Source organism: Fluviicoccus sp. (assembly GCF_030646115.1).
In the GTDB taxonomy this organism is placed as follows: domain Bacteria; phylum Pseudomonadota; class Gammaproteobacteria; order Pseudomonadales; family Moraxellaceae; genus Fluviicoccus.
Genome location: NZ_JAUSMX010000014.1, coordinates 51,319 through 77,311, shown reverse-complemented (window position 1 = coordinate 77,311; position 25,993 = coordinate 51,319). Strand labels below are relative to the sequence as shown.

The 25,993-nt window shown below is 56.6% G+C and carries 22 protein-coding genes and 3 tRNA genes; 20 read left to right on the top strand and 5 right to left on the bottom strand.

What is annotated here, in order from left to right:
- The first annotated feature begins 15 nt into the window (after positions 1 to 15).
- The 14 genes from Q7T36_RS09815 to Q7T36_RS09750 all read left to right on the top strand — a co-directional run bounded on the left by Q7T36_RS09815 (position 16) and on the right by Q7T36_RS09750 (position 14,733).
- The gene (locus tag Q7T36_RS09815) at positions 16 to 543 is read left to right on the top strand and encodes a hypothetical protein (protein ID WP_304847360.1); all 528 of its coding nucleotides are present in this window, start codon (positions 16 to 18) and stop codon (positions 541 to 543) included.
- Positions 544 to 570: 27 nt separating this feature from the next.
- Positions 571 to 2,481, top strand: coding sequence for a hypothetical protein (locus Q7T36_RS09810; protein ID WP_304847357.1), 1,911 nt, complete (start codon positions 571 to 573; stop codon positions 2,479 to 2,481).
- The gene (locus Q7T36_RS09805) at positions 2,478 to 5,633 is read left to right on the top strand and encodes a tetratricopeptide repeat protein (protein ID WP_304847354.1); all 3,156 of its coding nucleotides are present in this window, start codon (positions 2,478 to 2,480) and stop codon (positions 5,631 to 5,633) included. Before Q7T36_RS09810 ends, Q7T36_RS09805 begins: the two co-directional genes overlap by 4 nt.
- The gene (locus Q7T36_RS09800) at positions 5,620 to 6,534 is read left to right on the top strand and encodes a tetratricopeptide repeat protein (RefSeq protein ID WP_304847351.1); all 915 of its coding nucleotides are present in this window, start codon (positions 5,620 to 5,622) and stop codon (positions 6,532 to 6,534) included. The genes Q7T36_RS09805 and Q7T36_RS09800 overlap by 14 nt, the downstream gene beginning before the upstream one ends.
- On the top strand, positions 6,531 to 6,905 hold the full coding sequence (locus Q7T36_RS09795) for a hypothetical protein (protein WP_304847348.1): 375 nt from the start codon (positions 6,531 to 6,533) through the stop codon (positions 6,903 to 6,905). Before Q7T36_RS09800 ends, Q7T36_RS09795 begins: the two co-directional genes overlap by 4 nt.
- Before the next feature lie 37 nt (positions 6,906 to 6,942).
- Entirely contained in the window at positions 6,943 to 7,575 is a 633-nt protein-coding gene (locus Q7T36_RS09790) for a MotA/TolQ/ExbB proton channel family protein (protein ID WP_304847345.1), read from the top strand.
- Positions 7,576 to 7,610: 35 nt separating this feature from the next.
- Positions 7,611 to 8,117 carry a biopolymer transporter ExbD gene (locus Q7T36_RS09785; RefSeq protein ID WP_304847342.1) on the top strand — a complete coding sequence of 169 codons (507 nt, stop codon included), beginning with the start codon at positions 7,611 to 7,613 and terminating at the stop codon, positions 8,115 to 8,117.
- Entirely contained in the window at positions 8,114 to 8,623 is a 510-nt protein-coding gene (locus tag Q7T36_RS09780; RefSeq protein WP_304847339.1) for a biopolymer transporter ExbD, read from the top strand. The genes Q7T36_RS09785 and Q7T36_RS09780 overlap by 4 nt, the downstream gene beginning before the upstream one ends.
- A complete protein-coding gene (locus Q7T36_RS09775; protein WP_304847337.1) occupies positions 8,620 to 9,618 on the top strand; it encodes an AgmX/PglI C-terminal domain-containing protein in 999 nt (332 codons plus the stop codon). The genes Q7T36_RS09780 and Q7T36_RS09775 overlap by 4 nt, the downstream gene beginning before the upstream one ends.
- 100 nt (positions 9,619 to 9,718) lie before the next feature.
- A tRNA-Ser gene (locus Q7T36_RS09770) sits at positions 9,719 to 9,807 on the top strand.
- Positions 9,808 to 9,939: 132 nt separating this feature from the next.
- Positions 9,940 to 11,766 carry a phosphoenolpyruvate carboxykinase (GTP) gene (locus tag Q7T36_RS09765; RefSeq protein WP_304847335.1) on the top strand — a complete coding sequence of 609 codons (1,827 nt, stop codon included), beginning with the start codon at positions 9,940 to 9,942 and terminating at the stop codon, positions 11,764 to 11,766.
- A 154-nt stretch (positions 11,767 to 11,920) separates the two neighbouring features.
- Positions 11,921 to 12,604, top strand: a complete 684-nt coding sequence (locus tag Q7T36_RS09760; protein ID WP_304847333.1) for a response regulator transcription factor — start codon at positions 11,921 to 11,923, stop codon at positions 12,602 to 12,604.
- 26 nt (positions 12,605 to 12,630) lie between these two features.
- Positions 12,631 to 13,914, top strand: a complete 1,284-nt coding sequence (locus Q7T36_RS09755) for a HAMP domain-containing sensor histidine kinase (protein ID WP_304847331.1) — start codon at positions 12,631 to 12,633, stop codon at positions 13,912 to 13,914.
- 102 nt (positions 13,915 to 14,016) lie between these two features.
- Positions 14,017 to 14,733: a phosphatase PAP2 family protein gene (locus tag Q7T36_RS09750; RefSeq protein WP_304847329.1), complete on the top strand. Its 717-nt coding sequence runs from the start codon at positions 14,017 to 14,019 to the stop codon at positions 14,731 to 14,733.
- A 15-nt stretch (positions 14,734 to 14,748) separates the two neighbouring features.
- Here Q7T36_RS09750 and Q7T36_RS09745 read toward each other — a convergent pair whose 3' ends face one another.
- Positions 14,749 to 16,359, bottom strand: coding sequence for an HD family phosphohydrolase (locus Q7T36_RS09745; RefSeq protein ID WP_304847326.1), 1,611 nt, complete (start codon positions 16,357 to 16,359; stop codon positions 14,749 to 14,751).
- Between the two features lie 100 nt (positions 16,360 to 16,459).
- On the opposite strand from Q7T36_RS09745, the gene gltX reads away from it, so the two are divergent.
- Complete coding sequence (gltX, locus tag Q7T36_RS09740) at positions 16,460 to 17,947, top strand: glutamate--tRNA ligase (RefSeq protein ID WP_370690092.1); 1,488 nt, start codon at positions 16,460 to 16,462, stop codon at positions 17,945 to 17,947.
- A 42-nt stretch (positions 17,948 to 17,989) separates the two neighbouring features.
- Here gltX and Q7T36_RS09735 read toward each other — a convergent pair whose 3' ends face one another.
- Positions 17,990 to 18,508 (bottom strand): DUF2058 domain-containing protein, encoded by a 519-nt coding sequence (locus Q7T36_RS09735; RefSeq protein ID WP_304847323.1) that lies wholly within the window; start codon positions 18,506 to 18,508, stop codon positions 17,990 to 17,992.
- A gap of 252 nt (positions 18,509 to 18,760) precedes the next feature.
- On the opposite strand from Q7T36_RS09735, the gene Q7T36_RS09730 reads away from it, so the two are divergent.
- A tRNA-Ala gene (locus tag Q7T36_RS09730) sits at positions 18,761 to 18,836 on the top strand.
- Positions 18,837 to 18,841: 5 nt separating this feature from the next.
- Positions 18,842 to 18,916: transfer RNA gene (locus Q7T36_RS09725), tRNA-Glu, on the top strand.
- A gap of 124 nt (positions 18,917 to 19,040) precedes the next feature.
- Here Q7T36_RS09725 and Q7T36_RS09720 read toward each other — a convergent pair.
- Entirely contained in the window at positions 19,041 to 20,138 is a 1,098-nt protein-coding gene (locus Q7T36_RS09720; protein WP_304847320.1) for a hypothetical protein, read from the bottom strand.
- The gene (locus tag Q7T36_RS09715; protein WP_304847317.1) at positions 20,135 to 20,701 is read right to left on the bottom strand and encodes a sigma-70 family RNA polymerase sigma factor; all 567 of its coding nucleotides are present in this window, start codon (positions 20,699 to 20,701) and stop codon (positions 20,135 to 20,137) included. The genes Q7T36_RS09720 and Q7T36_RS09715 overlap by 4 nt, the downstream gene beginning before the upstream one ends.
- 188 nt (positions 20,702 to 20,889) lie before the next feature.
- Between Q7T36_RS09715 and dbpA the strand changes: the two genes are divergently transcribed.
- From dbpA to Q7T36_RS09700, 3 genes are all read left to right on the top strand, one after another.
- On the top strand, positions 20,890 to 22,308 hold the full coding sequence (gene dbpA, locus Q7T36_RS09710; RefSeq protein ID WP_304847314.1) for an ATP-dependent RNA helicase DbpA: 1,419 nt from the start codon (positions 20,890 to 20,892) through the stop codon (positions 22,306 to 22,308).
- Between the two features lie 62 nt (positions 22,309 to 22,370).
- On the top strand, positions 22,371 to 23,162 hold the full coding sequence (locus Q7T36_RS09705; protein WP_304847311.1) for a sulfite exporter TauE/SafE family protein: 792 nt from the start codon (positions 22,371 to 22,373) through the stop codon (positions 23,160 to 23,162).
- Position 23,163: 1 nt separating this feature from the next.
- Positions 23,164 to 24,582, top strand: a complete 1,419-nt coding sequence (locus Q7T36_RS09700) for a rhomboid family intramembrane serine protease (RefSeq protein WP_304847308.1) — start codon at positions 23,164 to 23,166, stop codon at positions 24,580 to 24,582.
- A 1-nt stretch (position 24,583) separates the two neighbouring features.
- Here Q7T36_RS09700 and Q7T36_RS09695 read toward each other — a convergent pair whose 3' ends face one another.
- A complete protein-coding gene (locus tag Q7T36_RS09695) occupies positions 24,584 to 25,903 on the bottom strand; it encodes a lipopolysaccharide assembly protein LapB (RefSeq protein WP_304847305.1) in 1,320 nt (439 codons plus the stop codon).
- Between the last annotated feature and the right edge of the window lie 90 nt (positions 25,904 to 25,993).

The window sequence follows — 25,993 nt, the reverse complement described above, 5'->3', positions numbered from 1 at the left end:
CAATTGCACACTATCATGAACAAGGGAATCACGTTTGTTGCCGGCATCCTTGCCGCCATTGCCATCAATGCTTCGTTCGCCGCCGGTGAAAGCAGTGTACCTGCCGATCTGCAGGACCTGAAGTCCGACATCCTCAACCTGAACCGGGAAATCACCCAACTCGAAAGCGAGTTGCTGTATCCCAGTTCCAGCGCCGCCATCCTGCTCGGGGTCAATGCCGGCAGCCGAGTCCGGCTGGTTGACATCAACCTCAGCGTTGACGACCAGCACGTGGGTTACCACGCCTACTCCGAACAGGAAACGGCAGCCTTGGGCAAGGGGGGCCTGCATCGCGTGTTCATGGGCAACTTTGCCAGCGGACAACACACACTCAAAGCCGTAATCAACGGCTATGACGCCCGAGGCAAGGACTTCCAGCGCACGGTCAGCTATAACTTCAGCAAGGGCAGCCTGCGCAAGATACTGCAGATCAAGGCTGCGGAAGACCCCTCCGGCGCCCTGCCGGCGATATTCAACTTCAATGAGTGGGAAAGCCGCAACTAAGCCGCCAGGGCCAGGATCATAGCCACCATGAAGCTCAGACCAAACAGACAATGGCGATGGGGAATTGCCGCCCTCGCCCTCCTGACGGGAACATCGCAAGCCGTCGACTTGCGAAAGCGCCTTGATGTATCTACGAACATCAGCGAGCCGGTCTTCGGCCAGATTTATTTTGACTACCATCTGGGGCATCACTTTTCCGCCCTGAATCATTTGCTGAGTGCCAAGCAATCTGGTGTATTCAGCATTGACGATCCGACCACGGAAATGCTGCTGGGAGATCTGTACACCGAATTCGGGCTCCCCCGCGAGGGCGATGTCGCCATTTCCCGCGTTCAGGCACAGGACATTCCTTCGAGCACCCGGAACATGCCTTGGGTTCGCTACGGCAAGCTCCTTTACCAGATGGGTAATGACGCCCCGACCGAGAATTACCTTCGCAAGCCTGCTGCCAACCTGACCAGTTATCAGGAGTCAGAACGGCGACTGATGCTGGCCAACATCCTGATCCGGAAAAAGCAGTACAACGAAGCCATCAACATGCTTCAGGACATGCCTGGCGAAGGCGTCATGGCTAATTACGGCCTCTACAATCTGGGTATCGCCTATCTCCAGAACAATAAACCGGAGCCCGGCCTGCTGCGCCTCAATAGCCTGGTGGATCAAGCCGGCCAGGATGAAGAAAGTCAAAACCTGCGGGACAAGGCGTCACTGGCCGTAGCGTTCCACCATCTTAAGGCGGGCAACAACCAAGCTGCCAGAGACTCCTTGTTGAGGGTGCGACTGGAAGGACCATACAGCAATCAGTCGCTGCTGACGCTGGCTTATACCCACTTCATGCAGAAGGATTATGCGCGCACACTGCCGGCCTGCCTTGAGTTGCAACGCCGCAATCCCGCCGATCCGGCGGTACAGGAGTCTTTCCTGCTCAGCGCCCGTGTTTACGAGGAAATGGGTTTCAAGGCTCAAGCCACGTCCGGCTACCGGATTGCTTCCCAGGTGCTGCGCGAACAACTCGTGATGGTTGAGAAAAACGCCTTGCGTGTTGATGCCGAAAACTGGCCGGACATTCTGGCGCCGAAACTCGTCAACACCGAGGATCTGGACCCTTTGAATGTCAAGCCCATACCGGCAACTAATGACGCAATAACGTCAGGACTTTTCGGCAAACTGTTCGCATCCCCCTCCTTCAATGAAGGCTTCCGGCAGTACCAGCAATTAACTCGACTCTCGCTGTTGATGGAACAGCGTCAGCGCGACATTGCCGGACTCAAGGATATCGCCAACACCCTGGAGTTGCGTAAGGACGGTATCTCGGCCCTTGCCGACCGGCAGCAGGCGCTCAAGGACAACTATGTCACACTGGTCAAGCGCTGGCAGGACCTTCAACTGCGCTTCAAGCAGATGAATACCACCGCAGATGCCTATACCGATGCCGCCAGCCAGGCCGAAAATGCACGTTTGCAACAACTCAACCGCATGGGCCGCAAGCTACAAAAAATGAAGTCTCCCGCCTTGGAGCGCGACGTTCAGGACGCTGCCCAGCGCCTTGACCGGCTTAAAAGCGTCACCTTGTTCGAAATTGCCCGCCATGCCGCCTCGCGTGACGAAATTTTTGACAAGCTCCAGCAAACCACCACTCAGTTACGGGAAAGCAAGAGCCGTCTGGCGGTTCTCGACAGCCTGCTGTCCGACAACCAGCAAATTTCCAAGGCTGCGTACAGTCAGCGCCTGCCCGTACTTCAGGACCAAATCGACAAACTGCAGATTCGTGTGGCGGAATCGCGGCAGGAATACCGGAGTTATCTGCGCACACTGGCCAAGTCTTTGTTGCAGGACCGGCGTGATGTCCTGACAAACTATCTGGGTGAAACCTACCTTGGCATGGAGCGCGCTGAAAGCAAAGTTGCCCCGGCTCCCAAGGAAAATACCGGCAAATGATGATGAACCCAAAACTATTGTTCCGTCTGAGTCCCCTGCCCGCCGCCGTCCTGTTGGCGGCCTGCAGCGTTGCCCCTACTCCCCCGGCGGCAACGGCTCCAACTCCCGCCATTCCTGCTGCGAGCTCCAATGCCTTGCCCGGCAAAGTCCCGGTTAACACTCAGGCATACGGCGTCAAAACCCGCCGCACTTTGGCTAGCCTGGACCGGGTTAATATTGACATCCCCAAACTTGACGATCAATTGCCTGCAAACCGAGTGCAGCTTCAGCGTGTCGGCGATCTGACTGCTCCCGCTTCTGCTCCTGACGGGGGGCAACCCCTGCCGACCGGTGACAATGCCGTGGAGGTCGTCAAGAGACCGCTTTCACTGGATGAACAGGTCAACGAAAAACTCAATGAAAGCCTGTACCTGCAAATTCTGGAACAGGCGCGGCAAGCCAAGGATCCCGGTACAGCCAATGCCTATCTGCAGGTTGCCCGCAAACTGAAACTCGGAAACAGCAAGTTCGCCGCCGAAAAAGAAGAACAAAAACTGCTGGAAGACAGTGTCGCCTTTTATCAGGATCTCCTGTCGCGGATGACCACCCCTGAAGCCAAGGCAGATATTTATTATGATCTGGCCAAGACTTACGACCTGATGGGCAAGAAAGCCGAGTCTGCTGCCGCCCTCAAGGAGTTGGCCAGCAAATATCCGCAGACGCCTTATCTGGTCGAAGTCTATTTCCGGCTGGGTGAAGACGCTTTTGCGGGCAACCGGTTCACCGAAGCCGCCGGTTACTATCAAAAGGTGCTTGAAAGCAAATCCTCTGACTTTTATGACAGCTCGCTCTACAAGCGGGGTTGGGCGCTCTATCGCGCCTCTGACTTTGAAGGCTCCCTGCCCCTGTTCTTCCAGTTTGCCGAAAAAATCATGGTCAAACCGAAAAAGAGCAAGCAGGAAGAAGCCAAGCTGCAAGACTCCTTCGAAGTCATCAGCCTGACCTTCATGATGATGGACGGCCCGAAGTCGGTTGACGCCTACTTCGAAAAGGAAGGCGAAAAGTTTTTCGAGTCAGGCATTTACACCAATCTGGCCCAAGCTTACCTTGCCAAACGCCAGTTCAGCAATGCGGCTGAAACCTATGCAGCCTTCATCAACCGTCACCCCTTTGATCCCAGTGCTCCCGAACTCAGCACCGGCATCATCAATATTTACCAGCTAGGCGGATTCCCGGCTCAGGTCATCCTGGCCAAAGAAGAATTCATCAAGCATTACAATCCGGAAGGCGCTTACTGGAAACAGGCGGACGAAGCTTCACGGCTACGCCTGCGCCCAATTCTGGAAGGACACATTGTTGACCTCGCCAAGCACTATCATGCCTTGGCGCAAATGGACAACAATGAAGGCGACTTCCTGAAAGCCGCCACATGGTATCGCACCCATCTGTCGCTGAAACCGGCTGAGCAGGACGCCATTGCCATCAACCAACTGCTGGCGGAAGCGCTCTATTCGGCCAAGCACTATTCAGAAGCCATTCCCGAGTTTGAGAAGACGGCTTACGAATACAACAACCCAAAGGCGGCTGACTCCGCCTACTTTGCCTTACTGAGCTATCAGGACTGGGACAAGTCCCTGGGTGAAGATGCTGCTGCCCGCCAGAAATTAATGACTCAACGTTCGGCCGCTGTCTTGCGTTTCGCGGAAAAGTTTCCGCAGGAAACCAACACCCCGAAAATCATCCAGGGCCAAATCCAGCAGATTTTTGAACTATGGAAAGAGCCGGACGATGTTTCCCGACAATTGGCCAAGGATCTTGAAGCCGGCGTAACGGCTTACGTGGGGCGTTATCCCCAGGATCCCCAAGCTGCCATTATGCTGCAGGGCATGATCAACCTGAATTTGCACTTCAAGGACTATGATGGCGCCGTGCGGAACGCACATGCCCTGCTGGCCATCAACCCGCCGGTCCAGGAGTCGCTGCGACTGGAGGCATCCAGCGTCATTGCCGACGCCCAATTTGACAAAGGCGACTTTGCAAATGCAGAAAAGTCATACCAGCAAGTCATGGCTTTCTCGATTCCGGACGCCAAGCTGAAAACACGTTATCAAGACCGGTTGGCGACCACTTATTATCGCCAGGCCGAAAAGCTGCGCGACGACAAGAAACCGGAAGAGGCGTCCGCCTTCTTCCAGAAAGCCGCTCAGGCTTCGGCTGACCCAAAGATCCGCACCTCCTCCGATTTCGACGCCGCCAGCGTGCTGCTGAATGGCGAGAAGTACAAGGAAGCCATTCCGGTGCTGATCTCCTTCCGTGAGCGTTATCCGGACAGTCCGCTGTCACAGACCATTCCGGAAAAGCTGGCGATGGCCTATGAGAAATCCGGCGATATCGCCAATGCCGCCGCCCAGTTTGAAGTCATTGCCGCCCGTGACCAGAAGAAGAGCCCGCAGGCAGCCCGCGAGGCGCTGTGGCTGGCCGCCGAAATGTACGAAAAGGGCAAGCAGACCGATGCCGCCCTTCGCATTTACCAAAAGTATGCCAGCGACACCTCCAACCCTCCGGATCTTCGCGGTGAAGCCACCTACAAGATTTACCAGCAGCACGTTGCGCTGCAACAGATTCCGGAGCAGTTGGCGGATCTCAAGACGCTGGCTCAGCTGTACGACAAACTGGCAGCCTCGGCATCGCCCCGCATCAAGTATTTCGGTGCGATGGCTCACTTCAAATTAAGTCAGCCGTCTTATGATGCGTTTGTTTCCCTGCCAATCAAGCAGCCGTTGAAGCAAAGCATTCTGCTGAAGAAGAAAGCCATGCAGGCGACCCTGAACGCTTATAACAAGGTCGCGGCTATTGGCGTGGCTGAGTTCACCACTGCCGCCAATCATCAGCAAGGCGAAATCTACCGCATCATGGCCAACGACCTCGTTAAGAGCGAACGACCGAAGGGACTGAGCGACCTTGAACTGGAGCAATACGGCATTTTGCTGGAAGAACAGGCTGAACCACTGTCAGACAAGGCTATTGCCATTCACAAGGTCAACGCTGAACTGGTCACTCAGGAAGTGTATGACGAGTATGTGCAAAAAAGTTTCGACGCGCTGGCGGAGTTGTCCCCCGGACGTTACAACAAGCGCGAGCAACTGGAAGAGCTGATCGATGAAATTTATTGATGATACGGGCTGCTTCATTCGCAAGTCCTCAGGCCTATGCCTGCTGGTCATGGGTGCCGCCCTGTCCGGCTGCTCTTCCATGAAAGAAAAGCCGGTAATGGCAAACGCCGATGTACCCGCACCTACCGCTGAAGAAATCAGCAGTGAGCCGGATCTGGAAAAGCTGGCGCGTGAACGAGCCGCCAAAGGCGAAACCAAGGCGCGGGATGCCGACGGTAAAACCACGACTGCCGGAGCCGACACCTCCAAAGGCCCTGAAGTAGTGACCCAGCTGGATGCCGGTCAGAAACAACTGGCACGCAACCTTCAGCCGGAATTTGAACGCGCTTTGGCCATGATGAAGGAAAACCGCCAAGAGGAAGCCTATGCCTTGTTCGAGGCCATTCAGGTGCAGGCGCCGACCCTGACGGGTCCGGTGCTTAATCAGGCACTGATTCGCCTGGCCCAGAAAAAACCGGCCGAAGCAGTTGAATTGCTGAAAAAGGCCCAGGCCGCCAACGACAAAAACCCCTATGTCTGGAATCTGAGCGGCTATGCCGAAAAACAGTTAGGGCATTTCAAAGCGGCTCGCGAGGCTTATGAAAAAGCCCTCGCCCTGTCGCCCAATTACGGCAAGGCGCACTTTAATCTGGCCGTGCTGTCTGACCTCTACCTACCTGATCTGCCCAATGCGCTGAAGCATTACGAAGCATACCAGGCCTTGCAAGCGCAGCCCGATGCCACCGTAGCCAAATGGATTGTCGACCTGCAAAAACGCACCGGTGTTTACAAGGCTCCGGCGAAAAAGGCGGCTGTCGAGGAAATAACGGAGGAGCCGTCACCCGCACCGTCGGAACCGCCAAAGGAAGAAGGAACTGCCGCAGATGTCACCGCTCCAGCTGCCGAGAGTGCCAAACCATGAATAAACAAATGATGGCGGGGCTGATGCTGGTCCTAATGTCAGCCACATCCCTGGCTGCTGAAAAGACAGGAGCCGTAACGGAGAAATCAGCCGTTGCCGGCAAACCTGCAAAAGCAGCCAAGATCGTCAAACCTGCCGGTAAAACATCCACCGATGTAGACGTCAAGGATGGTCTCGACATCATCGGCAGCCAGGACGCCCCCCTGGAACTGAACATTGTTCCCTGGAAAGACAAGGACAATGTACTGCCCAAGAACCCTCTGGAGGCCTCGATGCTGAAAGAGGTATTGGAACCTATTGACCGCGATGTGGTGCGGCGTGAAGTTGATTTTTCCAGAGCCATTCAAACCTTTCCAACCCCTTCACCTTAACGTGAATTTTTAAAATAGCAAAACAGGAGTACACACCATGTGGGCAGTTCGTTTTATTCAGGACGGCGGTTTTTTCATGTATCCGATCCTGCTGATCATGTTGATCGGTTTCGGCATCGCGATTGAGCGCTTTTTGTTCCTCAACCGGGTCAAGGCCTCCAACAAGGCACTCTGGGATGCCGTTTTTCCGTTCATCAAGAAAGGCGACACCGAAAAGGCGCTTAAGCAGGTCAAGGACAATGACACTGAAATCGGCCGAATTCTGGAATACGGACTGTCTCGCAACCAGACCGCCCGCCGCGTGGAAGATGTCGAGACCGCCATGGACGAAGCCCTGATGGAAGTCATGCCGCGACTGGAGGCCCGCACTCCGTACGTCGCCACCTTCGCCAACATTGCCACTTTGCTGGGTCTGCTGGGAACCGTGCAAGGCCTGATCACAGCCTTCGAAGCGGTCGCTAATGCTGACCCGGCACAAAAAGGCGACTTGCTGTCCAGCTCCATCTCTGTAGCCATGAACACCACCGCTTTCGGCTTGTTCGTCGCCATCCCTTTGCTGCTGGTTTACGCCTTCCTGCAAAGCCGTACCGGTGAAGTCGTGGAAAGCCTGGAAATGGCATCGATCAAACTCCTTAACGCCCTGCGCCAATTGCGTAATGCCCAGGATTAATCCGGGCCGGCCCAGACTTAAACAAGGAGTAGATCATGCGGTCACGCTCTAAAGCCCGTGACACGAACCCGGAGCTGGATATCACCTCGTTCATGAACCTGATGGTGATCCTGATCCCGTTCCTGTTGCTGAATGCTGTCTTCACCCAGGTTGCGGTATTGCAGGTCGCAATGCCCAACGACGGAAGCGGCGCCGCCCCTGAGGTCAAAAAGCCTCTGGTGCTTGAAGTCATGGTTTACAAGGATCGTTTTCTGGTTGCCGATCGCCAGACCGGCCCCATGAAAACCATCCCGGTGGATGCCAAAGGCGAGCACGACTTCAAGGCGTTGAATGAATATCTGCGTGAAGTCAAAACTCAGTACCCGACCGTGACAGACGCCAGCATTCTGCTGGAGCAAAACACCGTGTACAACAAACTGATTCAGACTATGGACGCTGTGCGCATCATCAATAGTCAGGTAAACGGGAAGCCGACCAAGTACGCCCTGTTCCCGGACGTCAGTATTGGTGATGCTCCTGAAGAAAGCGGAGGTGCCAAATGAGTCATAACAAAAGCCCCCGCGTCAAACGGCATGAACGGCTGCAAAAGCGCATCAAGGGTCAAGCCAACCTCAGCCTGACTTCCCTGATGGACATTTTCACCATTCTGGTGTTTTTCCTGCTGGTGAACTCACAGAACCCGGCCAAGCTGCCGGATATCACCCAATTGCAATTACCGGTGTCTACTGCTGAAAAGGACCCGAAAGAGCAATTGATTGTGATGATCACCAAGAAAGACATTCTGGTTCAGGACATGCAAATTGCCACGGTTGCCGAAGCCATGGCCAACAAGAGTGACAATATCGCTGCTCTGGGTGCTGAGTTGCGCTTCCGGGCCGCCAAGACCATTGCACCTTTGAATGAGCAGGGTATTCCGGAACGGGATATTACTATCCTCAGTGACAAGGACACACCTTACAGCGTCATTCGCAAGGTGATGGCGACCTGCAGCCAGAATGACTTTGCGAAGATATCCTTTGCTGTTGCTCGCGGAGGGAAGAAGTCATGAGCCAGATAATCCAGCTTCGCCCCATGCTGCCTTGGGATGACTTGCCTGAAGACGCCAGCCGTAAACGTCGCATTGATATCGCCGCCTTGGTTTTGGCCATAATCCTTTGCCTGATTGTAGCCATCGTCAAGTTACCCAAGATTGAGCGCAAGGATGCGGCCATACCCGAGCGTATTGCGCGCATGGTTGAGCGCAAGGAAATTCTCCCCCCTCCCCCTCCTCCTGTAAAAAAGGAAGAGAAGAAGGAAGAGAAGAAGGCGGAAGACAAACCAGCGGATAAACCCAAACCTGTCGAAGAAAAAGTCGCCAAGGTCAAACCGACAGATAGTGAAGTCAAGACCGCCAAGGAAAAAGCCAGCAAGGCCCTGGAGCAGTCCGGCGTTACCGATGCACTGGCTGACTTGCGTGACATGCAGACCGTGGCTGAAATGAACACCGGCGGCGCTTTGCAGAAGAACAGCGGTCAACCGGTCGGCACCAGCCGCAACATGATCAACAGTCGCGCCGGTGCAGGTTCCGGCGGCTTGGCTTACCAAGGCGCCCATAGCTCCGGCTTTGGCGGCGGCGTAGCCGGCGGCAAGGGTGGCAAGGGCAACTATGGTCTGGGCGGCAAAGGCACCACCGACATGAAGGGCGGCGTCATTGCTTCTGTTGGCGGCGGCGGTCGTGGTGAAGGCGGTGGCGGTCGTGGTGAAGGCGGCATCGGCAAACGGACTACGGATCAAATCCGTTCGGTTTTCGACCGCAATCAGGGCAAGCTTTTTGGCGCATATACCCGCGCTATGAAAGACGACCCCAGCATGGAAGGCCGCGTTCTGTTCCGTATAGTCATCGACCCGAACGGATCCGTGACCAGTTGTGAAATCGTTTCAAGCGAGCTTAACAACTCGGATCTTGAGTCCCGCTTGGTCACGATCGTAAAAAGTATCAACTTTGGCGAAGACAACGTTGATATCTGGAAAGGTACTTTCCCGCTTAACTTCTACCCGAAGTAACCGGTCCTTCCAGATAAGAAAAAGGCGCATCCCATGCGCCTTTTTCTTGCCTGTTTCTTGAGTTTTAATGCCATTTTGCAGTATGATTCGCCGCCTGAACGGAGGCGTGGCCGAGCGGTTTAAGGCACCGGTCTTGAAAACCGGCGTGGGTTCCGCCCACCGTGAGTTCGAATCTCACCGCCTCCGCCACTTTCGAACGGGTTTGCCGCTCATCAGGCGTCAAGATTCAAGAAATCGCCTTGTGCTATCCTGCAACCCACTTTCGTCCTGGCCACAAGCCGGGATGCATGGACGTTTTTTTCGTTATCCGGGCCTCATACCATGACTCAAACCACTGTCAACGCTCCTTCCTTTGTACGTCATCCCAAACTGATAGCCTGGGTTGCGGAAATCGCCGCCCTGACACAACCTGACCGCATTGAATGGTGCGACGGCAGCGAGGAGGAAAATCAACGTCTTCTCGACCTGATGGTTGCCAGTGGCATGATGCGCCGCCTGAATCCCGAAAAACGTCCCAACTCCTACCTCGCCTCTTCCGACCCGTCTGACGTGGCCCGTGTCGAAGACCGCACCTTTATCTGCTCTGCAAACCGTGAAGATGCCGGCCCCACCAACAACTGGGAAGAACCGGCCAAAATGCGCGCCACACTCAGCGGCCTGTTTGAAGGTTGCATGCGCGGCCGCACCCTGTATGTCGTCCCCTTCTCGATGGGTCCTCTGGGCAGCCACATTGCCCAGATCGGGGTGGAGCTGTCCGACAGCCCTTATGTCGTCACCAACATGCGTATCATGACCCGCATGGGCAAGGCTGTTTACGATGTACTCGGTGAAACCGGTAATTTTGTTCCCTGCGTGCATTCCGTCGGCAAGCCGGTACTGACACCGGCCGACGATGTGACCTGGCCCTGCAACCCTGAAAAATACATTGTCCACTTCCCCGAAACCCGTGAAATCTGGTCCTTCGGCTCCGGATACGGTGGCAACGCCCTGCTCGGCAAGAAGTGCCTGGCGCTGCGTATTGCCTCCGTGATGGGCCGTGATGAAGGCTGGCTGGCCGAGCACATGCTCATCCTCGGCGTCACCAACCCGCAAGGCCAGAAGCACTACGTTGCCGCCGCCTTCCCGTCCGCTTGCGGCAAGACCAATTTTGCCATGCTGGTGCCCCCCGCCGGCTTTGAAGGCTGGAAGATCGAGACCGTTGGTGACGACATTGCCTGGATCAAGCCACACCATGACGGCAAGCTGTACGCCATCAACCCGGAAGCCGGCTTCTTTGGTGTGGCACCCGGCACCAACACCACCACCAACCCCAACTGCATGGCCACTCTGACGGAAAATGTCATTTTCACCAATGTCGCCTTGACAGATGACGGCGATGTCTGGTGGGAAGGCATGACCAAGACCCCGCCTGCGCACCTGATTGACTGGACCGGCAAGGACTGGACTCCGGATTGCGGACGCAAGGCAGCCCATCCAAACTCCCGTTTCACCGTCGCCGCCTCGCAGTGCCCGTCCATTGACGCCGACTGGGAAAACCCGAGCGGCGTGCCGATTTCAGCCTTCATTTTTGGCGGCCGTCGCGCTGATACCGTGCCGTTGGTCGTCGAAGCCTTCGATTGGAAGGATGGCGTCTACAAAGCCGCGACCATGGGTTCTGAAACCACGGCTGCCGCTGTCGGCCAGCAAGGTATCGTTCGCCGCGACCCCTTCGCCATGTTGCCCTTCTGTGGTTATCACGTCGGTGACTACTTCCAGCATTGGTTAAACATGGGTGAAGAACTGATCAGCGAACACTCGCAACTGCCAAAGGCATTCAACGTCAACTGGTTCCGTACTGACGAGAATGGCAAGTTCATCTGGCCCGGTTTTGGTCAGAACATGCGCGTCCTGCAATGGATTGTCGATCGCTGTGAAGGCCATGGCCAAGCCCATGAAACCCCGATCGGCTTGGTGCCGCGTTACGAAGACCTGTCCTGGGAAGGTTCGGATTTCACATCAGAGCAGTTTACCAAGGTCATCAGCCTGGACACTTCTGCCTGGAAACGCGAACTGTCAAGCCATGATGAGTTGTTTGCCAAAATCGCCGATAAACTGCCGTCGATGCTGAAGAACCAGCGAGCCATCCTGGGTGCCAAGCTCGGCGCCTGAGGATTGTGTTGACGAAAAAAGGGGTGCCTGCTGGCGCCCCTTTTTGCATTTCAGACAACCTGTTTTGGCCGGAAAGGCGAATGGATTGACACTTTATTGACAGTGAAACTGCTAGTCTTCCAGCCATTCTTCAAATTATGAACCGGAATGCTTAATGTATCTGCTGATTGTGGAAGATAATCCTGATCTGGCCGCCAATATCGGCGAGTATTTGGAAGAGCGCGGCCATATTGTTGATTATGCCGCTGACGGCCTAACAGGCTTCCGGCTGGGCTCTGGCAACAGTTACGATGCCATTATTCTTGATCTGTATTTGCCCGGCATGGATGGCATATCCGTCTGCCAGCGCCTGCGTGAATCCACTCATAATGCTGTTCCCATCCTGATGCTGACCGCGCGCGACCAGGAGCGTGACAAGCTGGCCGGCTTTAAAGCCGGCGCCGATGATTATGTAACCAAGCCATTTTCCCTCGCCGAACTGACCGCCCGCCTGACCGCACTTGTTCGTCGGGCCCAAGGCATAAAGCCCGCCCGGCTCAGAGTTGCGGATCTGGAATATGACACCCAGACTTTGCGGGCTTTTCGCGGACCCCGCAAACTGGAACTCACTCCCACCGGGCTGAAACTCCTGGAACACTTCATGCGGGTTTTCCCCGCCGTAGTCACTCGCTCAGACATTGAGCGATTATTGTGGGGAGACAATCCACCAGACAATGACGCTACATTGCGGGCGCATATCCATGCCCTGCGCGCCGCCATTGACCAGGACGCCGAAATCCGATTGTTGCACACCGTACATGGGATTGGCTACCGACTGACGGACGGCGCGGAAAATTGAAACCCCTGCTGCGCCGATTCAACGCTATGCCTCAGGAAAATCGATTCCTGGCGGTAGTTCTGTTGATTCTGGGCATCGTGATTCTGGGGTTTTACCTGACTATTGCCCGTTCATTCGCTGTGCTAGATGAGTCTCTGGTTCAGGAAAACATGCACACTCGGATGCAACTGTTTATCGAGTCCTACCATGAACGGGGGGACTCCATGCGCATGCCCGCTGGCAGCGGCTTCATCGGCCTCATCGATCAGCACCCGAACTCTGCCGCCGTTCCACCTGAGATCCGGTTGATCCCGACCGACCGCCTGATTAGAAACGTCGTGGTTGGCGATGACCGTTTCCATGTCCTGCATCAGACCAGCCGGCAACGGCATTTTTACCTGATGCTGGATGCCAAACCTCTCGACAATATCAAACAGTTCATTCTACTGACCGCACTGGAGTTCGTCTCCATCGCCGTATTTGCCGGTCTTGCTGTCGCCCGCTGGCTTGGCCACCTGATTTCCCGCCCGCTCACTCTGATGGCGAATGCCGTTCGCGAATATAACCCGACCGATCATACTCCGACCAAATTGGGGCAGAAATTCCGTGACCACGACATGGCCGATATTGCCAATGCTTTTGATAGCTTTGCCGAACGAATGACAGAGTTTGTGAGCCGGGAGCAGGCATTTACGGAAGACGCCAGCCATGAATTGCGAACGCCCCTGACCGTCATCCTTTCCTCCCTGCAACTGTTGGCCGACGATAAAAACATCAGCTTCTCCGGACAGTTGCGGCTGGCCCGTATCCAGCGCGCAGCAGAAAACATGCAGTCGCTGATTGAGGCCCTGCTATGGCTGAGCCGCGAAGACGCGGTAGTCAGCATGCCGCAAATGGAGTTGGGGGATGTCATACAGGACCAGGTGCAACAATTGGCAGAACAAGTCGCAAGAAAGCCGGTCAAGCTGGAATTCCGCAATCTGGCGAATTATCCGCGTCAGGTCGCCAAAGGCATGGCGGCCAGCGTCACGGGTAATCTGTTGATTAATGCCGTGAACCATACAGATCAGGGATCCATTACCATTACCCTCTATGACAACCGCTTTGAAGTTTACGATACCGGCCATGGTATCCCTCCGGAAGATATCACCCATATTTTTGAACGGCGCTATCGCGGCAGCCTGAGCCGCGGGCAAGGCCTTGGCCTGTATATCGTTAAACGGATTTGCAGCCAACTGGGGTGGGAAGTATCCGTCCACAGCCCTCCGGGCCAAGGAACGCGTTTTGTTGTGGGCTTCTATCCGGAACCGTCATCGACTACCGCGCCTTAAAGTTCCCTTAAGTTTTTTCAGCTTGAACACTGATAAGGTTATGGTCTGGAACCCCGGCATATCCCGTGGAAACGTCCCCTCCTTCTGTCTGGATCTGTTTAGATGACGACATTCGTCCCTGATCATCAGCCGCCTTCCCGCCCGGATGGTCGTTTGCGCGCGCAATTCTGGATCGCTACCGGCATCTTCATCATTGGAGCCATCCTGTTTCAGGCCGTGGATATTGATCTGGCGGCTGAAGACTGGTTCTACCAGGACGGGCGCTTTATCGGTCGCGGCAGTTTCTGGGCAGACAAACTAATCCACAAGAAAGGCGGACAACTCATCGTCAGCATCGCCTTGGTCGCGCTGGCACTACTGGCTGCCAGTCTGAAAATTCCCCGGTTGGTTCCCTGGCGCCGTGGGGCTGTTTACCTGTTGTGCAGCCTGGCCTTGGGCAGCGGTCTGGTCGGTGCTCTAAAATCCGTCACGAATGTCGACTGCCCTTGGGATCTGGCTCGTTATGGCGGGGTCAAGGCCATGCCCTATGTGCACATATACGAGGACAAACCTGATGCCTTGGCACAGGGAGCCTGCTTTCCCGGCGGACACTCCTCAGGAGCATTCTCGATGTTTGCCTTCTACTTTCTGGCTAGGCAATATCGTCCGGAATGGTCCAAACCCGCTCTGGCCTCCGTGCTGGTGCTTGGCAGTTGCTGGGGCTTGGGTCAATGGGCGCGCGGAGCGCACTTCCCCTCACACGACTTCTATAGCGCCTTTATCTGCTGGACAGTTGCCTTGTGGTTATACCGGCTGTTCTGGAAAGAACAGGCCGTCTAGGCACAACTCCTCCTGCTAAAGATAGGCCTCAACACTCTCAATATCCAACTGCTCCGGCTTCAGGAAGCGGCGGGCGTATTGTTCCCAGACCCGTGACTGAAGGAACAGGTGGAAGAGGTCAGGATCGATGTGATGCTGGTCGCGCATGCGTTGGAGAATGGACAACGCCTGGGATATTTTCATGGGCGGCTTGTAGGGGCGTTCGCTGGCCGTCAGCGCCTCAAAGATATCAGCAATGGCCATCATTCTGGCCGGCCAAGACATTTGTTCGCGTTTAAGACCTTTGGGGAAACCTGTGCCATCCATTTTCTCATGATGGCCGCCTGCATATTCCGGCACCCGTTGCAGGTTTTTGGGGAAGGGTAAGGACTCCAGCATCTGGATCGTCACTTTCATATGATCATTGATCTTTTGCCGCTCATCATAACTGATGGTTCCGCGATCAATGCAGAGAAACGCCACTTCCTGTTCGTTCAGCACCGGCTGCTCAACTCCCAGATGGTCCTTCCAGATCCGGGCCGCCACTTGGTGCACCCGCGCCTTGTGGTCATCGCTCATGAACTCGCCGCCCTTGTTGGCCTTCTCAATGAAAAGGCAGTCATCACGCAAACCTGACAATTCCTGGGCCATGAGCCCTTCCAGCAGGGGTGCCTGCTCCGGATTTTCCCGCATTTGCCGCAGGTATCCCAACTCGGTTTGCGCCATCAGCGCCGTAAAGCGCGCCTTGACGGTTTCAATGCCGTCCAGCAACAAATGCAGCTTGGTGGACTTGTCCAGCAGATAATCCGGTGTTGCCAGCTTGCCGCAGTCATGCAGCCAGGACGCGACCCGTAATTCATACCAGTCATTTTCGTTGAGGCTGAAACCCTGTAACGGCCCCTCCCCTGCCTCGCAAGCCGCCCGGGCAATCAGCTCGGTCAGCACGGGTACGCGCTGGCAATGGGCCGACGTATGGGAGGACTTGGCGTCAATCGCCTGGGCGATAACCTTGATGAAGGCATCCAGCAGATCGCGGGTATCTTGCAGCAAAATCTGGTTGTCGAGGGCGATGGCGGCGCTGGAGGCCAAGGCCGCCACGATGGGCTCGATATCCTGATGGAAGGCGATGCTTTCACCCGTCTGCGGGTTCTTGGCATTGACCAGTTGCAGCACACCAATCACTTCACCCTCATGGTTGCGCAATGGAACCGTCAGGAACGACTTGGAGCGGTATCCGGCCTTGGCGTCAAAAGCCTTGGTTCCGGAAAAATCGAGGTGCTCGGCAAAATAGGCATCCTCGATGTTTTCCATCTTCAGCGTCAGCGCGGTATGCGTGGCGATGTTGTTGTGATTGGGCGTTCCGTCCTCCCGATATAGCGGCAACGGTGGAAACGGGATGGGCCGCCCGGAGGTTCCGCCCAACGTCAGGCTCAATGAATTATTGCGCATGATCTCGAATTCCAGCACCTGCCGGCCGCTCTCTTCCTTCAACAGGTAAAGCGTGCCGCCATCCGCGTGGGTAATGTCCTGCGCCGCATCGAGGATTTTTTCGAAAAGCCGGGCGGTATTGCGTTCGCTGGACAACGCGGTGGAGATTTCGATCAGGCGCCAGAACAGGTCGCGATTCATGGGAGAGGAGACTGTCATGGGAGCGATTCCCTTTTTCCAATGGCATTTCAAATCACTCTAGCACAAGTCTGGCGTATAATTCCGCGCCACCTGTCAGTGAAAAAGGCCAGCTTACGAAATGTCACGCGTCCGCACCCGAATCGCCCCCTCGCCCACCGGCTTTCCTCACGTCGGCACCGCGTATATCGCGCTCTTCAACCTGTGTTTTGCCCGTCAGCACGGCGGCCAGTTCATCCTGCGCATTGAAGATACCGACCAGGTCCGCTCCACGCTGGAGTCCGAGAACCAGATCCTGTCCTCCTTGCGCTGGCTGGGCCTGAACTGGGACGAGGGTCCGGATGTCGGCGGCCCGCACGCCCCTTATCGCCAAAGCGAGCGCAGCGCCATTTACCGCAAACATGCTGATGATCTTGTGACTCAGGGGCATGCCTTCCACTGCTTCTGCGACAATCATCGGCTGGAACAATTGCGTGCACAACAGACTGCCGACAAGGCCGCGATTGGCTACGACGGCCTGTGCATAAGCCTGTCCGGCGATGAAGTCAAACGACGGTTGGCAGAAGGTGAACCTTCAGTGATCCGCATGAAGGTGCCCCGTGAAGGTATCTGTGAAATTGAAGACATGCTGCGTGGCCGCATCGAGATCGACTGGGCGCAAGTGGACATGCAAGTATTGCTGAAGGCCGACGGCTTGCCCACCTACCACCTCGCCAATGTCGTGGATGACCACCTGATGGAAATCACGCACGTCATTCGCGGTGAAGAATGGATCAACTCGGCCCCCAAACACCTGCTGCTGTACAAATACTTTGGCTGGACCGCTCCGGTGCTGTGCCACATGCCGCTGTTGCGCAACCCGGACAAGAGCAAGCTGAGCAAGCGCAAGAATCCGACCAGCATCACCTATTACGAGCGCATGGGTTATCTGCCGCAAGCCATGCTGAACTATCTGGGCCGCATGGGCTGGTCGATGCCGGACGAACGCGAGAAGTTCACACTGGACGAAATGGTCAGCCATTTCGACATCAACCGTGTCTCACTGGGTGGACCGACCTTCGATGTCGCCAAATTGAGCTGGCTGAATGGTCAATGGCTGAAGGAAATGACGTTGCCGGACTTCATGCACGCTTTCCAGCAATGGGCTGTCAACAGCAATTATCTTGCCAAGGTGGCAAAGCAGATCCAGCCGCGTATTGAAACCCTGTCGGAAGCCGTGAACTGGGCTGGCTTCTTCTTTGCCGGTCAGGTGGGTGTATCTGCCGAAAAGCTGGCGCACAAGAAACTGTCGCCGGACGAGGTGAAGAAAGTGCTGCAGTTCGGTCTGTGGGAACTGGAAAAGGTAATGCTGTGGAACCACGAAACCGTGGGCGCCACCTTGCAGCGCATCAGTAACGGCATGGGGGTGAAACTGCGGGACTTCATGGCGCCCTACTTCATCGCCATTGCCGGTACAAACTCCAGCACACCGGTCATGGAAGCCATGGCCATTCTCGGACCCGACCTGACCTTCCACCGCCTGCGTCACGGCGTCGAGGTGCTGGGCGGCCTCACCAAGAATGAACAGAGTGAATGGCTGAAAGAATGGCAGGCATTGCCTCGGGAATAAGTGACTCGTCAGCCTCTCTCCGATGGAGAGAGGCTGACGGATTTACCACATCAAATCATCCGGAATCACGTAGTCCTTATACGGATCCTCTTCATCCACTTCCGCCTTCTCCACACGCGTATTCAGCACCACCACCACCGACTCATCACGGGTGCGGATTTTTTCCGCCGCCAGCGTCGGCACCAGCTCATATCCCTCACCGGAACGCACTACCGCAATCTGCCCCTTCACCAACTGGTTAAATTGGGCTTCAGTCACATACAGCTTCTTGATCTTGCCGCCGTCGGCAAACTGGTATGCCGTCTCACCGCCTTTGCGGCTGATAGCCTGCGTTACCACCATGTTCCGCACCTGCGCTTCACGCGCCTTGCTTTCACGCTCCAGCTGCTGCAGCCGGTTCAACTCACGGTCACGCGCCTGTTTCTCTTCCAATGCTTTTTGCGCCAGCTTCTTGCTCTCCTCCTTGTCAACCGCCACCCGTTTCTCATGCTCCAGTTTTTTCACTTTCTTGACGTCGGACAGGCCGGCTTTCAGCAACTGGTTCTTCAGGGAATTGTTCATCAGGCATCACCACGGAAAACAGATGCAAGAGGCTAGCATCTCTCTCCGTAAAGCAAAAGGCTCTCTTAACCCGCACCGCAGCCCCATCCGCAGCAACTCACCCAAACGGGTACCGCCAACTTGAAAAGCCCCCTGAACGCCTTAATAACGGCCTTGATGGCCACTTTTTAGGCACTTGAGCGGACTTTATCAAAATTGGCGTCAAAGCCGTTGACACATCCCCGATAGCCCTTTAATATTCGCGTCCTGTGCGGGGCTATAGCTCAGCTGGGAGAGCGCTACAATGGCATTGTAGAGGTCAGCGGTTCGATCCCGCTTAGCTCCACCATACAGGGTCCCATCGTCTAGCGGTTAGGACATCGCCCTTTCACGGCGGTAACCGGAGTTCGATTCTCCGTGGGATCACCAATTCGATAAAAAGGCCGGCATGGCAACATGCTGGCCTTTTTATTTGCGTGTTCAGCAGACAAGTCATTGTCTCTGAAGGAACAGAGGCGCATGGCATGCGCCTCCAACCGGAAGACCTCCCGCCTTATTTGACCTGGCAGACTCCCAGCACCGTCAACTCACCATCCTGCCACAGACCCAGCACCATGCCGCCGACCTGACGCCCCGCCAACCGGTCACCCGTGGTCAGCGGGCAAGCCGCATCAATCGGCTTGCCGATTTTTTCCAGCGCCAGTTTGACGTTGTTTACCGGCACATTCACTTGCGAAAGCGTCATTGCCGTTACGGTGTCATGCACCAGCATCACCCGTTGCGTGGAACCGGAGGTCGTCATGCCCCAATATGCCGGTTGGCGGGCATCTGCGATTGGCCGGGAACACACGGCTTGCGCACAAATCCAGCCCATGGCCGCCAACGCATCACGATGCATGCCCAGACTGACACCTTCCATCAGCACCGAGGCAATGGCGACACGACCGGTATCCGCTTCACTGGCCGCTTTGCGTTTTGCCAACGCCATATCCGGTTTTGCCGCCGCCGATGCCGCTGAAGCAGCAGGCGTCGGGGCCGACGCCATGACCCCGCGCTGTTCCATGACATCTCTTCCGCGCAAATCATCTGCACGTCCCGTTTCCGCATCACCAGCAGCTAACTCTTGCTTGGCAGGCGTCTCGGTAGCCGGGCGCAACTTCAAGGTGGGCAAATTCACCGGCGCCGGCGGTATCACTTCATTTTTGCGCTCCATGGATTTTCTGGCTGCAAATTCCGCACGCAAGCGCGACAACTCTGCCGAGCGGCGCTCCGCCATTTCCTGCTCACTGACCGGCTGCTCATTGATGGGTGCTGCGCTGTCCTGCATGGCCCCGGCGGCAACTAAAGGTTCGGCCTCCGCCGGCACCGGCGCGGCGGATTCAGCAACAGGGAGCGGGACAACCGGCGCCTGACTCACCCTCACGGCCTTCTGCAACTCATCCGGAGCTCGGGTTTGCAGATAGACCACCAGAGTACTGACCATCACCACACTGGCCACCGCGCCGAAGGACAACAACCAGTCCTGCTTGCGCGGTGCGGAAACTGGTTGCCCGGCGGCCTTCAGGATCGCCGCATCCACCCCCTCCGACGGCTCTTCCTTGGGAATGCGGCTATAGAGGTCTTTCAGGCGCGAATCCAGTTCATCACTCATGCTTCGCTCCCCAAGCCCAGACAAGACTGCAGTTTCTTCTGCGCATACCGGAAACGGCTTTTGACCGTTTCAAAGGCCACCTGCAACTGATCCGCCATGGCCTGCAGGCTCAATTCAGCTTCAAGGCGCAGCAATATCACGCTGCGCTGTTCCGGCGGCAATTGCTGCAGGCAAAAGCGCAGCCGTTGCGATTCCTGCTCCTTGCTCAAGCTCTCATCCGGACGGGCGGTTTCGCAGGCGATGACTTGCTCTACCTCACCCTCATCTGCTTCCTGTTCCAGTGTCCAACGCTTGCCCTGCTTGCGGTAATGATCATGAAGCCGTGAATGGGCAATACAGAACAGGTAACTGCGGAAAGCCGCCGTTACGGAATAGGCCTGCCGCCGCCGGATCAGGGTCAGCCAGATTTCCTGATAGACCTCTTCCGCCTGGCCGCGATTACCCAGATGGCGGATCAGATAGGAAAACAGCGACGGGCGGTAACGCCGGTACAGGACGTTAAACGCAGCCTTGTCTCCGGATTGCCAGGCCAGCATCAGGGTTTCGTCCGGGATATCAGTCATGATGATCCATGCATTTCCGTTTAATGAAGGCTTGATACAACATGCGTTCTTTCGACGCAAGTTCAGCACGTGCATTAAGGGTAAATGAAGCCATTTTTTCAGATGGCTCATACTTATAGAGGTTAACGTCCGACACTTCCGGTTCGGGTTAAACGCACCTTAAAAAAAAGAGGCTGCGAACTGTTATCATGCTCGCCTTCGACATCCGTCGCGCCTGCCCGAGTTCTTACGTGAATACCGATTTTGCCTCCCTGCCGCTCTCCCCGGCCCTGCTGGACAACCTGAAGTCGCTGGACTTCACCGCCATGACGCCCATCCAGGCGCAAAGCCTTCCGGATATTCTCCAGGGCCGCGATGTTATCGCCAAGGCCAAGACCGGCAGCGGCAAGACAGCCGCGTTCGGACTCGGAATCCTGTCCAAATTGAATCCTGCCAGTTTCAACGTGCAGGCCGTGGTGCTCTGCCCCACTCGTGAACTGGCCGATCAGGTCGGCAAGGACATCCGCCGCCTGGCCCGCACCCTGCCCAACATCAAGCTGATCACCCTCTGCGGCGGCACCGCGCTTGGCCCCCAGATCGGTTCGCTGGAATATGGCGCCCATATAGTCGTCGGTACTCCCGGCCGTATCCAGAAACACCTGGACATGGGCACGCTGCGCCTGGAACGCATGCAGACACTGGTGCTGGACGAGGCTGACCGCATGCTGGACATGGGCTTCGAGGAAGCCATCAAAGACGTGATCAAACACATGCCCGCCAACCGGCAGACGCTGTTGTTCTCCGCCACCTACCCCGACAGCATTCTCAAGATGAGCAAGTCGGTACAGCGCAATCCGCTGGAAGTCACGGTGGAAGCGCAGCATCATGACAGCGCCCTGGAGCAGCTGTTTTTCGAGATCAATCCCGAGCAACGGCTGGATGCCCTGAGCCGCTTGCTGCGCCATTACCGTCCGGAATCGGCTGTCGTGTTCTGCAACACCAAAGCGGATTGCCAGGATGTGGTGGACATGCTGATCGACCAGGGTTTTTCCGCACTGGACCTGCACGGTGACCTGGAACAGAAAGATCGGGATCTGGTGCTGGTGCGTTTCTCGAACAAAAGCGTTTCCGTTCTGGTGGCGACCGATGTCGCGGCTCGCGGACTAGATATCAAGGATTTGTCCGCCGTCATCAACTACGAGCCGGCCTGGGATGCGGAAGTTCATGTCCACCGGGTAGGGCGCACCGGACGCGCCGGGCAGAAGGGATTGGCATTGACGCTGTTTGCACCGCGTGAAGCTGGCCGGGTTGGCGCGGTCGAGGTCTACCAGAAAGCACCGATTACGCTCAAAAATCTGGAAGAACTCGATCACGGCAATGACAAACCGCTGCCGTCGCCGATGGTGACCCTGGTCATTCAGGGTGGTCGCAAGGACAAGATCCGCGCCGGGGACATCCTTGGCGCGCTGACCGGAGAAGCCGGAATTCCGGGATCGGAAGTCGGCAAGATTGATATTGCCGACATGGTGTCCTATGTCGCGATCCGCCGGTCCAGCGCCGCCAAGGCGTTAAACCAACTGCGCAACGGGAATATCAAGGGCCGCAGTTTCAGGGTGCGGCAAATCTGAAGGCGCAAGCCTTCAACCCGGATTATGCTAGTCTTCTGAGAATAATAGGCGAGTCCTTTCCGATGGACTATTTATTGTATCTTGCACTGGGCTGTTTTGCCGGTTTCGTCGCCGGGTTGTTCGGAATCGGCGGCGGCATGGTGATTGTCCCGGTGCTGGTTTACAGTTTTGCCGCACAGGGCTTCAGCGGCGATGTGCTTACGCACCTTGCCATCGGCACGTCACTGGCTACCATTATGGTGACATCCGTCAGTGCGGTGCTGGCGCATCACAAACATAACGCCGTGCTCTGGCCGGTGGTGCGCCATCTGACGCCCGGCCTGTTGGCGGGCGCGTTCGCCGGCGCCCAGGTGGCATCGCTGATCCCGGCGCGCCCCTTGCAAATCCTGATTGGTTGCTTCGCCTTGCTCTCGGCGGCGCATATGGCCACCGGCTGGAAAGGCAGGCTGGGCCATATGCCCTTACCCAAGCGGGAAGGGCTTTGGGTGGCGGGCGGCGGCATTGGCGGCGCCTCGGCAATTTTCGGCATTGGCGGCGGTACGTTTACAGTACCCTACCTGACGCTGCATGGCGTCGCCATGACCAATGCCGTTGCCAGCGCCTCGGCCTGCGGACTGCCTATCGCCGTAGCAGGCGCTGTGGGCTTCATGACCGCCGGACTGCATACCGGGGACCTTCCCGCCGGAGCTTGGGGTTACGTGTATTTGCCGGCATTCGTCGGCATCAGCGCCACCAGTCTGGTTTTTGCCCGGATCGGAGCGCGGCTGGCGCATCATTTACCGGCCGACCAACTGAAAAAACTTTTTGCCTGCCTGCTGGTTATCGTCGGCATCGGCTTCATCCGGGGACATTGACATGCTGCTGGCGCCATCCGACAAGCCCTTCGATTATCGCAAACCGCCCAGGCTCAGCCTGGGGTTGGCGGCTCTACTGCTGATGCTCTCATTCTGGCTTTTCCCGGCCGATGAAGCACACCAGCGTCACCTGAACGAAACCTATGTTGCCGAGTTGCTGAGTGTGGAATGGCCGCTCTATCCGCCATTCCTGTCGCAAACCGGCAAGGCGCTGCAACTCAAACCCCTGGAAGAAGCCTTTGCGGCGGGGGACACTGACCGACTGACCCGACAACTGGGGTATGACCGCGCCTTTGTCGACAACCTGCATGAGGGAGGTAAGGCTTACCTCGATGCCGAGACCTTCAGCCGCTGGAGTGAGTCCCGTAACCGCTTCGATGCCGAGCGCAACCTGCTGAGCAGCCAGATCCTCGGCCTGGACCCGCAACGCTTCCGGCCGGTGACCTTCATTAGTCATGCACTCACCGACACAAACCTTTACAGCGTCTTGCTCTCGGTCATCGTGCTGTTGTTGGTGGGCATGGCGGCCGAGTGGATGATGGGGAGCGGCGCCCTGCTGACAGCCTGGCTGGCCGGGAGCATCAGCGGTGGCCTCGTGTTCTGGATCAGCCACCACGGAACCCTGACGCCCTTGACAGGCAGCGCCCATGCCGTCGCCGCCGTGCTGGGCTTGGCGGCCTGGCAATTCCGTCACCGGGGCAGCCTGCGCTTCATGGATTCGGCCTTGACGCTGGGGGGCTGGATTATCGCGGCAATCGCCGTGGCGGTGATTGGCATGCAGGTCAAGTGGCACCAGTTTGACTTGCGCTGGGCGGCGTCCATGCTCATTGCAGTGGGTGCAGGGGTCGCGGTCGCCATCGCCCACCACCACTGGTTTTTGCGGCAGGAGGACGAGGCGGAATTTCAACCGGTTGAAGAAAGCCAAACGAACGAAACCTACCGTCAGGATCTCAATCAGGTGATGGTGAAACTGTCGCAGATGCAGTTTGTGGCCGCCGAGAAAAACATCCGTTCATTACTGGAGCGCTATCCGGAAGACAAGCGCTTGCTGGAACAGTTGTACCACTTGCTCAAGCTGAACCCGTCCAGCCTGGAATTCGAGGAGGTTGCCTTCAGCATGCTGACCCTGCCCAACCGGCCCGAAAGCAATCACGTTTCATTACGGATTTATCGGGATTACCTCAAGCGCAGTCAGACCTTTGTCGCCATGGATGACAACACCGGCCTGCAATTGGTCTTGCGGTTTACCCGGATTGGCGCCCTGAGGGAGGCGGAGGATATATTCAAGCGGGTACTGGAATCAAACCGGCAGGCTCCGTTGTTGGCCAAGGCCGCCGCCGCCCTGTCGCAGGCTTGCGCCGCCAAAAACCAGGAGCAGCGGGCCAGCTACTACGCCTCGCTGGTCAAAGGCGAGGCCTGAGTCAAGCCAGATAGTCCTGGGAAACATCCTTGCCGCCCAGCTGCTGCCAGTAAGACCGCATGGTTTCATAGCGCGGATGTTTATTGAAGCGGTTGACCAGATAATCCATGACCTCCAAAGCCTGTGAAGACTGGCCCAGTTTTTCATGCAGCAATTTGGCGCGCAGCATATAGGCTTCCGGCAATTGCTGGAAATGCGGGGCTGTCTGATGTAGTCCATCCAGCAGGGTTGCCGCGCGGGCATACTCCTGAAGCTCAACGCAGGCCTTTGCCAGATCAAAGGTCACCTCCGCCTCTTCCGGCCGGTACTCCGGCATCACCAGCAGAATCTTTGAAAAGACTATCAAGGCCTCCCGGGCTTGTCTGGCGGAAAGCAGGGCCGCCATGTAGCTCTCTCCCTGCATGGCCACGCCTTGCTTGTCACGCAAAAAAACCAGAAACTGGAAATAGCGCTCCTGAGCATCGACCGCATTGCGTTGCTTGTCGGCCAAGCCCTTGAGCAGGCTTTCCGCCTTATCATACATGCCCTCCTTCAGGTATACCTCCAGCTTGGCGGTATTGCTGTCCAGCCGACGCACGGCCGAACGCCTGCCACGACTCCGCACACCCTCCCCCTGAAACCCCAACTCCCCCTGGAATTGCAGCAGACAATAGCCGGAAACTCCAAAAACGACCCAAAGGCCATAACCGTAAAAGACATGGCGAAGCCCCTGCAAGACCCCTGGCGTGGCGACATCCGCCAGCAAGCTGACGACCGCTTGCGAGAGCAGGAACAAGATCAGCGCCGATCCGGCCAAGGGTACGTACAGGAAACGCACCGCAGAAAAAACAGGCTGCCAGGACGCCGGCCGCACTAATCCTTTCAACGTCTTTTCCAGCGCCACGACCATTAAGGCGGCGGGCATCAGCATCGCCACGACAATGGCCGCCAGCACGGACAACAACGGCGCAAACGACCCGGCCCATACCAGTCCGGTCATGATCACGGCTAACAGCAGCGCCACTTGCATCCCGGGCCCGGACAGAGCGGAAGTGACCCCTTCCGTTCCCGGAAACACCACCTCGCCCTTGGCGCTTTTCTGCAGCAGCGCCCAACCGGTCAATCCCAGCATGAAAAACGATCCGGCGCCCACTGGCAATAACAGGTTTTCAGGAGCCAAGCCCGGCAACAGCAGCAACAGCAGCAGAATCGCCAGCCCGGGCAGGAAAAAAGGCAGTCGCAGAAAGTCGGTATAACGCTGCCAGAAAGGCTGTACTGACATGCCGGACTTGACCGGCTGCAAGGGCTGGTTGCACAGAATGCAGTTTGGCAGGCTTTCCATGTCCGTACCGGCCGGGGCGCAATCGTCACAAACCTTGATGCAACACGTGGCGCAATGCCATTTCGCGGTAGTGAGCGGATGATATTTACA

What these genes read in the sequence shown, in the direction of transcription:
- Q7T36_RS09815 (WP_304847360.1), top strand. Translation starts at nt 16, where the DNA reads ATGAACAAGGGAATCACGTTTGTTGCCGGCATCCTTGCCGCCATTGCC.
- Q7T36_RS09810 (WP_304847357.1), top strand. Translation starts at nt 571, where the DNA reads ATGAAGCTCAGACCAAACAGACAATGGCGATGGGGAATTGCCGCCCTC.
- Q7T36_RS09805 (WP_304847354.1), top strand. Translation starts at nt 2,478, where the DNA reads ATGATGATGAACCCAAAACTATTGTTCCGTCTGAGTCCCCTGCCCGCC.
- Q7T36_RS09800 (WP_304847351.1), top strand. Translation starts at nt 5,620, where the DNA reads ATGAAATTTATTGATGATACGGGCTGCTTCATTCGCAAGTCCTCAGGC.
- Q7T36_RS09795 (WP_304847348.1), top strand. Translation starts at nt 6,531, where the DNA reads ATGAATAAACAAATGATGGCGGGGCTGATGCTGGTCCTAATGTCAGCC.
- Q7T36_RS09790 (WP_304847345.1), top strand. Translation starts at nt 6,943, where the DNA reads ATGTGGGCAGTTCGTTTTATTCAGGACGGCGGTTTTTTCATGTATCCG.
- Q7T36_RS09785 (WP_304847342.1), top strand. Translation starts at nt 7,611, where the DNA reads ATGCGGTCACGCTCTAAAGCCCGTGACACGAACCCGGAGCTGGATATC.
- Q7T36_RS09780 (WP_304847339.1), top strand. Translation starts at nt 8,114, where the DNA reads ATGAGTCATAACAAAAGCCCCCGCGTCAAACGGCATGAACGGCTGCAA.
- Q7T36_RS09775 (WP_304847337.1), top strand. Translation starts at nt 8,620, where the DNA reads ATGAGCCAGATAATCCAGCTTCGCCCCATGCTGCCTTGGGATGACTTG.
- Q7T36_RS09765 (WP_304847335.1), top strand. Translation starts at nt 9,940, where the DNA reads ATGACTCAAACCACTGTCAACGCTCCTTCCTTTGTACGTCATCCCAAA.
- Q7T36_RS09760 (WP_304847333.1), top strand. Translation starts at nt 11,921, where the DNA reads ATGTATCTGCTGATTGTGGAAGATAATCCTGATCTGGCCGCCAATATC.
- Q7T36_RS09755 (WP_304847331.1), top strand. Translation starts at nt 12,631, where the DNA reads ATGCCTCAGGAAAATCGATTCCTGGCGGTAGTTCTGTTGATTCTGGGC.
- Q7T36_RS09750 (WP_304847329.1), top strand. Translation starts at nt 14,017, where the DNA reads ATGACGACATTCGTCCCTGATCATCAGCCGCCTTCCCGCCCGGATGGT.
- Q7T36_RS09745 (WP_304847326.1), bottom strand. Translation starts at nt 16,359, where the DNA reads ATGACAGTCTCCTCTCCCATGAATCGCGACCTGTTCTGGCGCCTGATC.
- gltX (WP_370690092.1), top strand. Translation starts at nt 16,460, where the DNA reads ATGTCACGCGTCCGCACCCGAATCGCCCCCTCGCCCACCGGCTTTCCT.
- Q7T36_RS09735 (WP_304847323.1), bottom strand. Translation starts at nt 18,508, where the DNA reads ATGAACAATTCCCTGAAGAACCAGTTGCTGAAAGCCGGCCTGTCCGAC.
- Q7T36_RS09720 (WP_304847320.1), bottom strand. Translation starts at nt 20,138, where the DNA reads ATGAGTGATGAACTGGATTCGCGCCTGAAAGACCTCTATAGCCGCATT.
- Q7T36_RS09715 (WP_304847317.1), bottom strand. Translation starts at nt 20,701, where the DNA reads ATGACTGATATCCCGGACGAAACCCTGATGCTGGCCTGGCAATCCGGA.
- dbpA (WP_304847314.1), top strand. Translation starts at nt 20,890, where the DNA reads ATGCTCGCCTTCGACATCCGTCGCGCCTGCCCGAGTTCTTACGTGAAT.
- Q7T36_RS09705 (WP_304847311.1), top strand. Translation starts at nt 22,371, where the DNA reads ATGGACTATTTATTGTATCTTGCACTGGGCTGTTTTGCCGGTTTCGTC.
- Q7T36_RS09700 (WP_304847308.1), top strand. Translation starts at nt 23,164, where the DNA reads ATGCTGCTGGCGCCATCCGACAAGCCCTTCGATTATCGCAAACCGCCC.
- Q7T36_RS09695 (WP_304847305.1), bottom strand. Translation starts at nt 25,903, where the DNA reads ATGGAAAGCCTGCCAAACTGCATTCTGTGCAACCAGCCCTTGCAGCCG.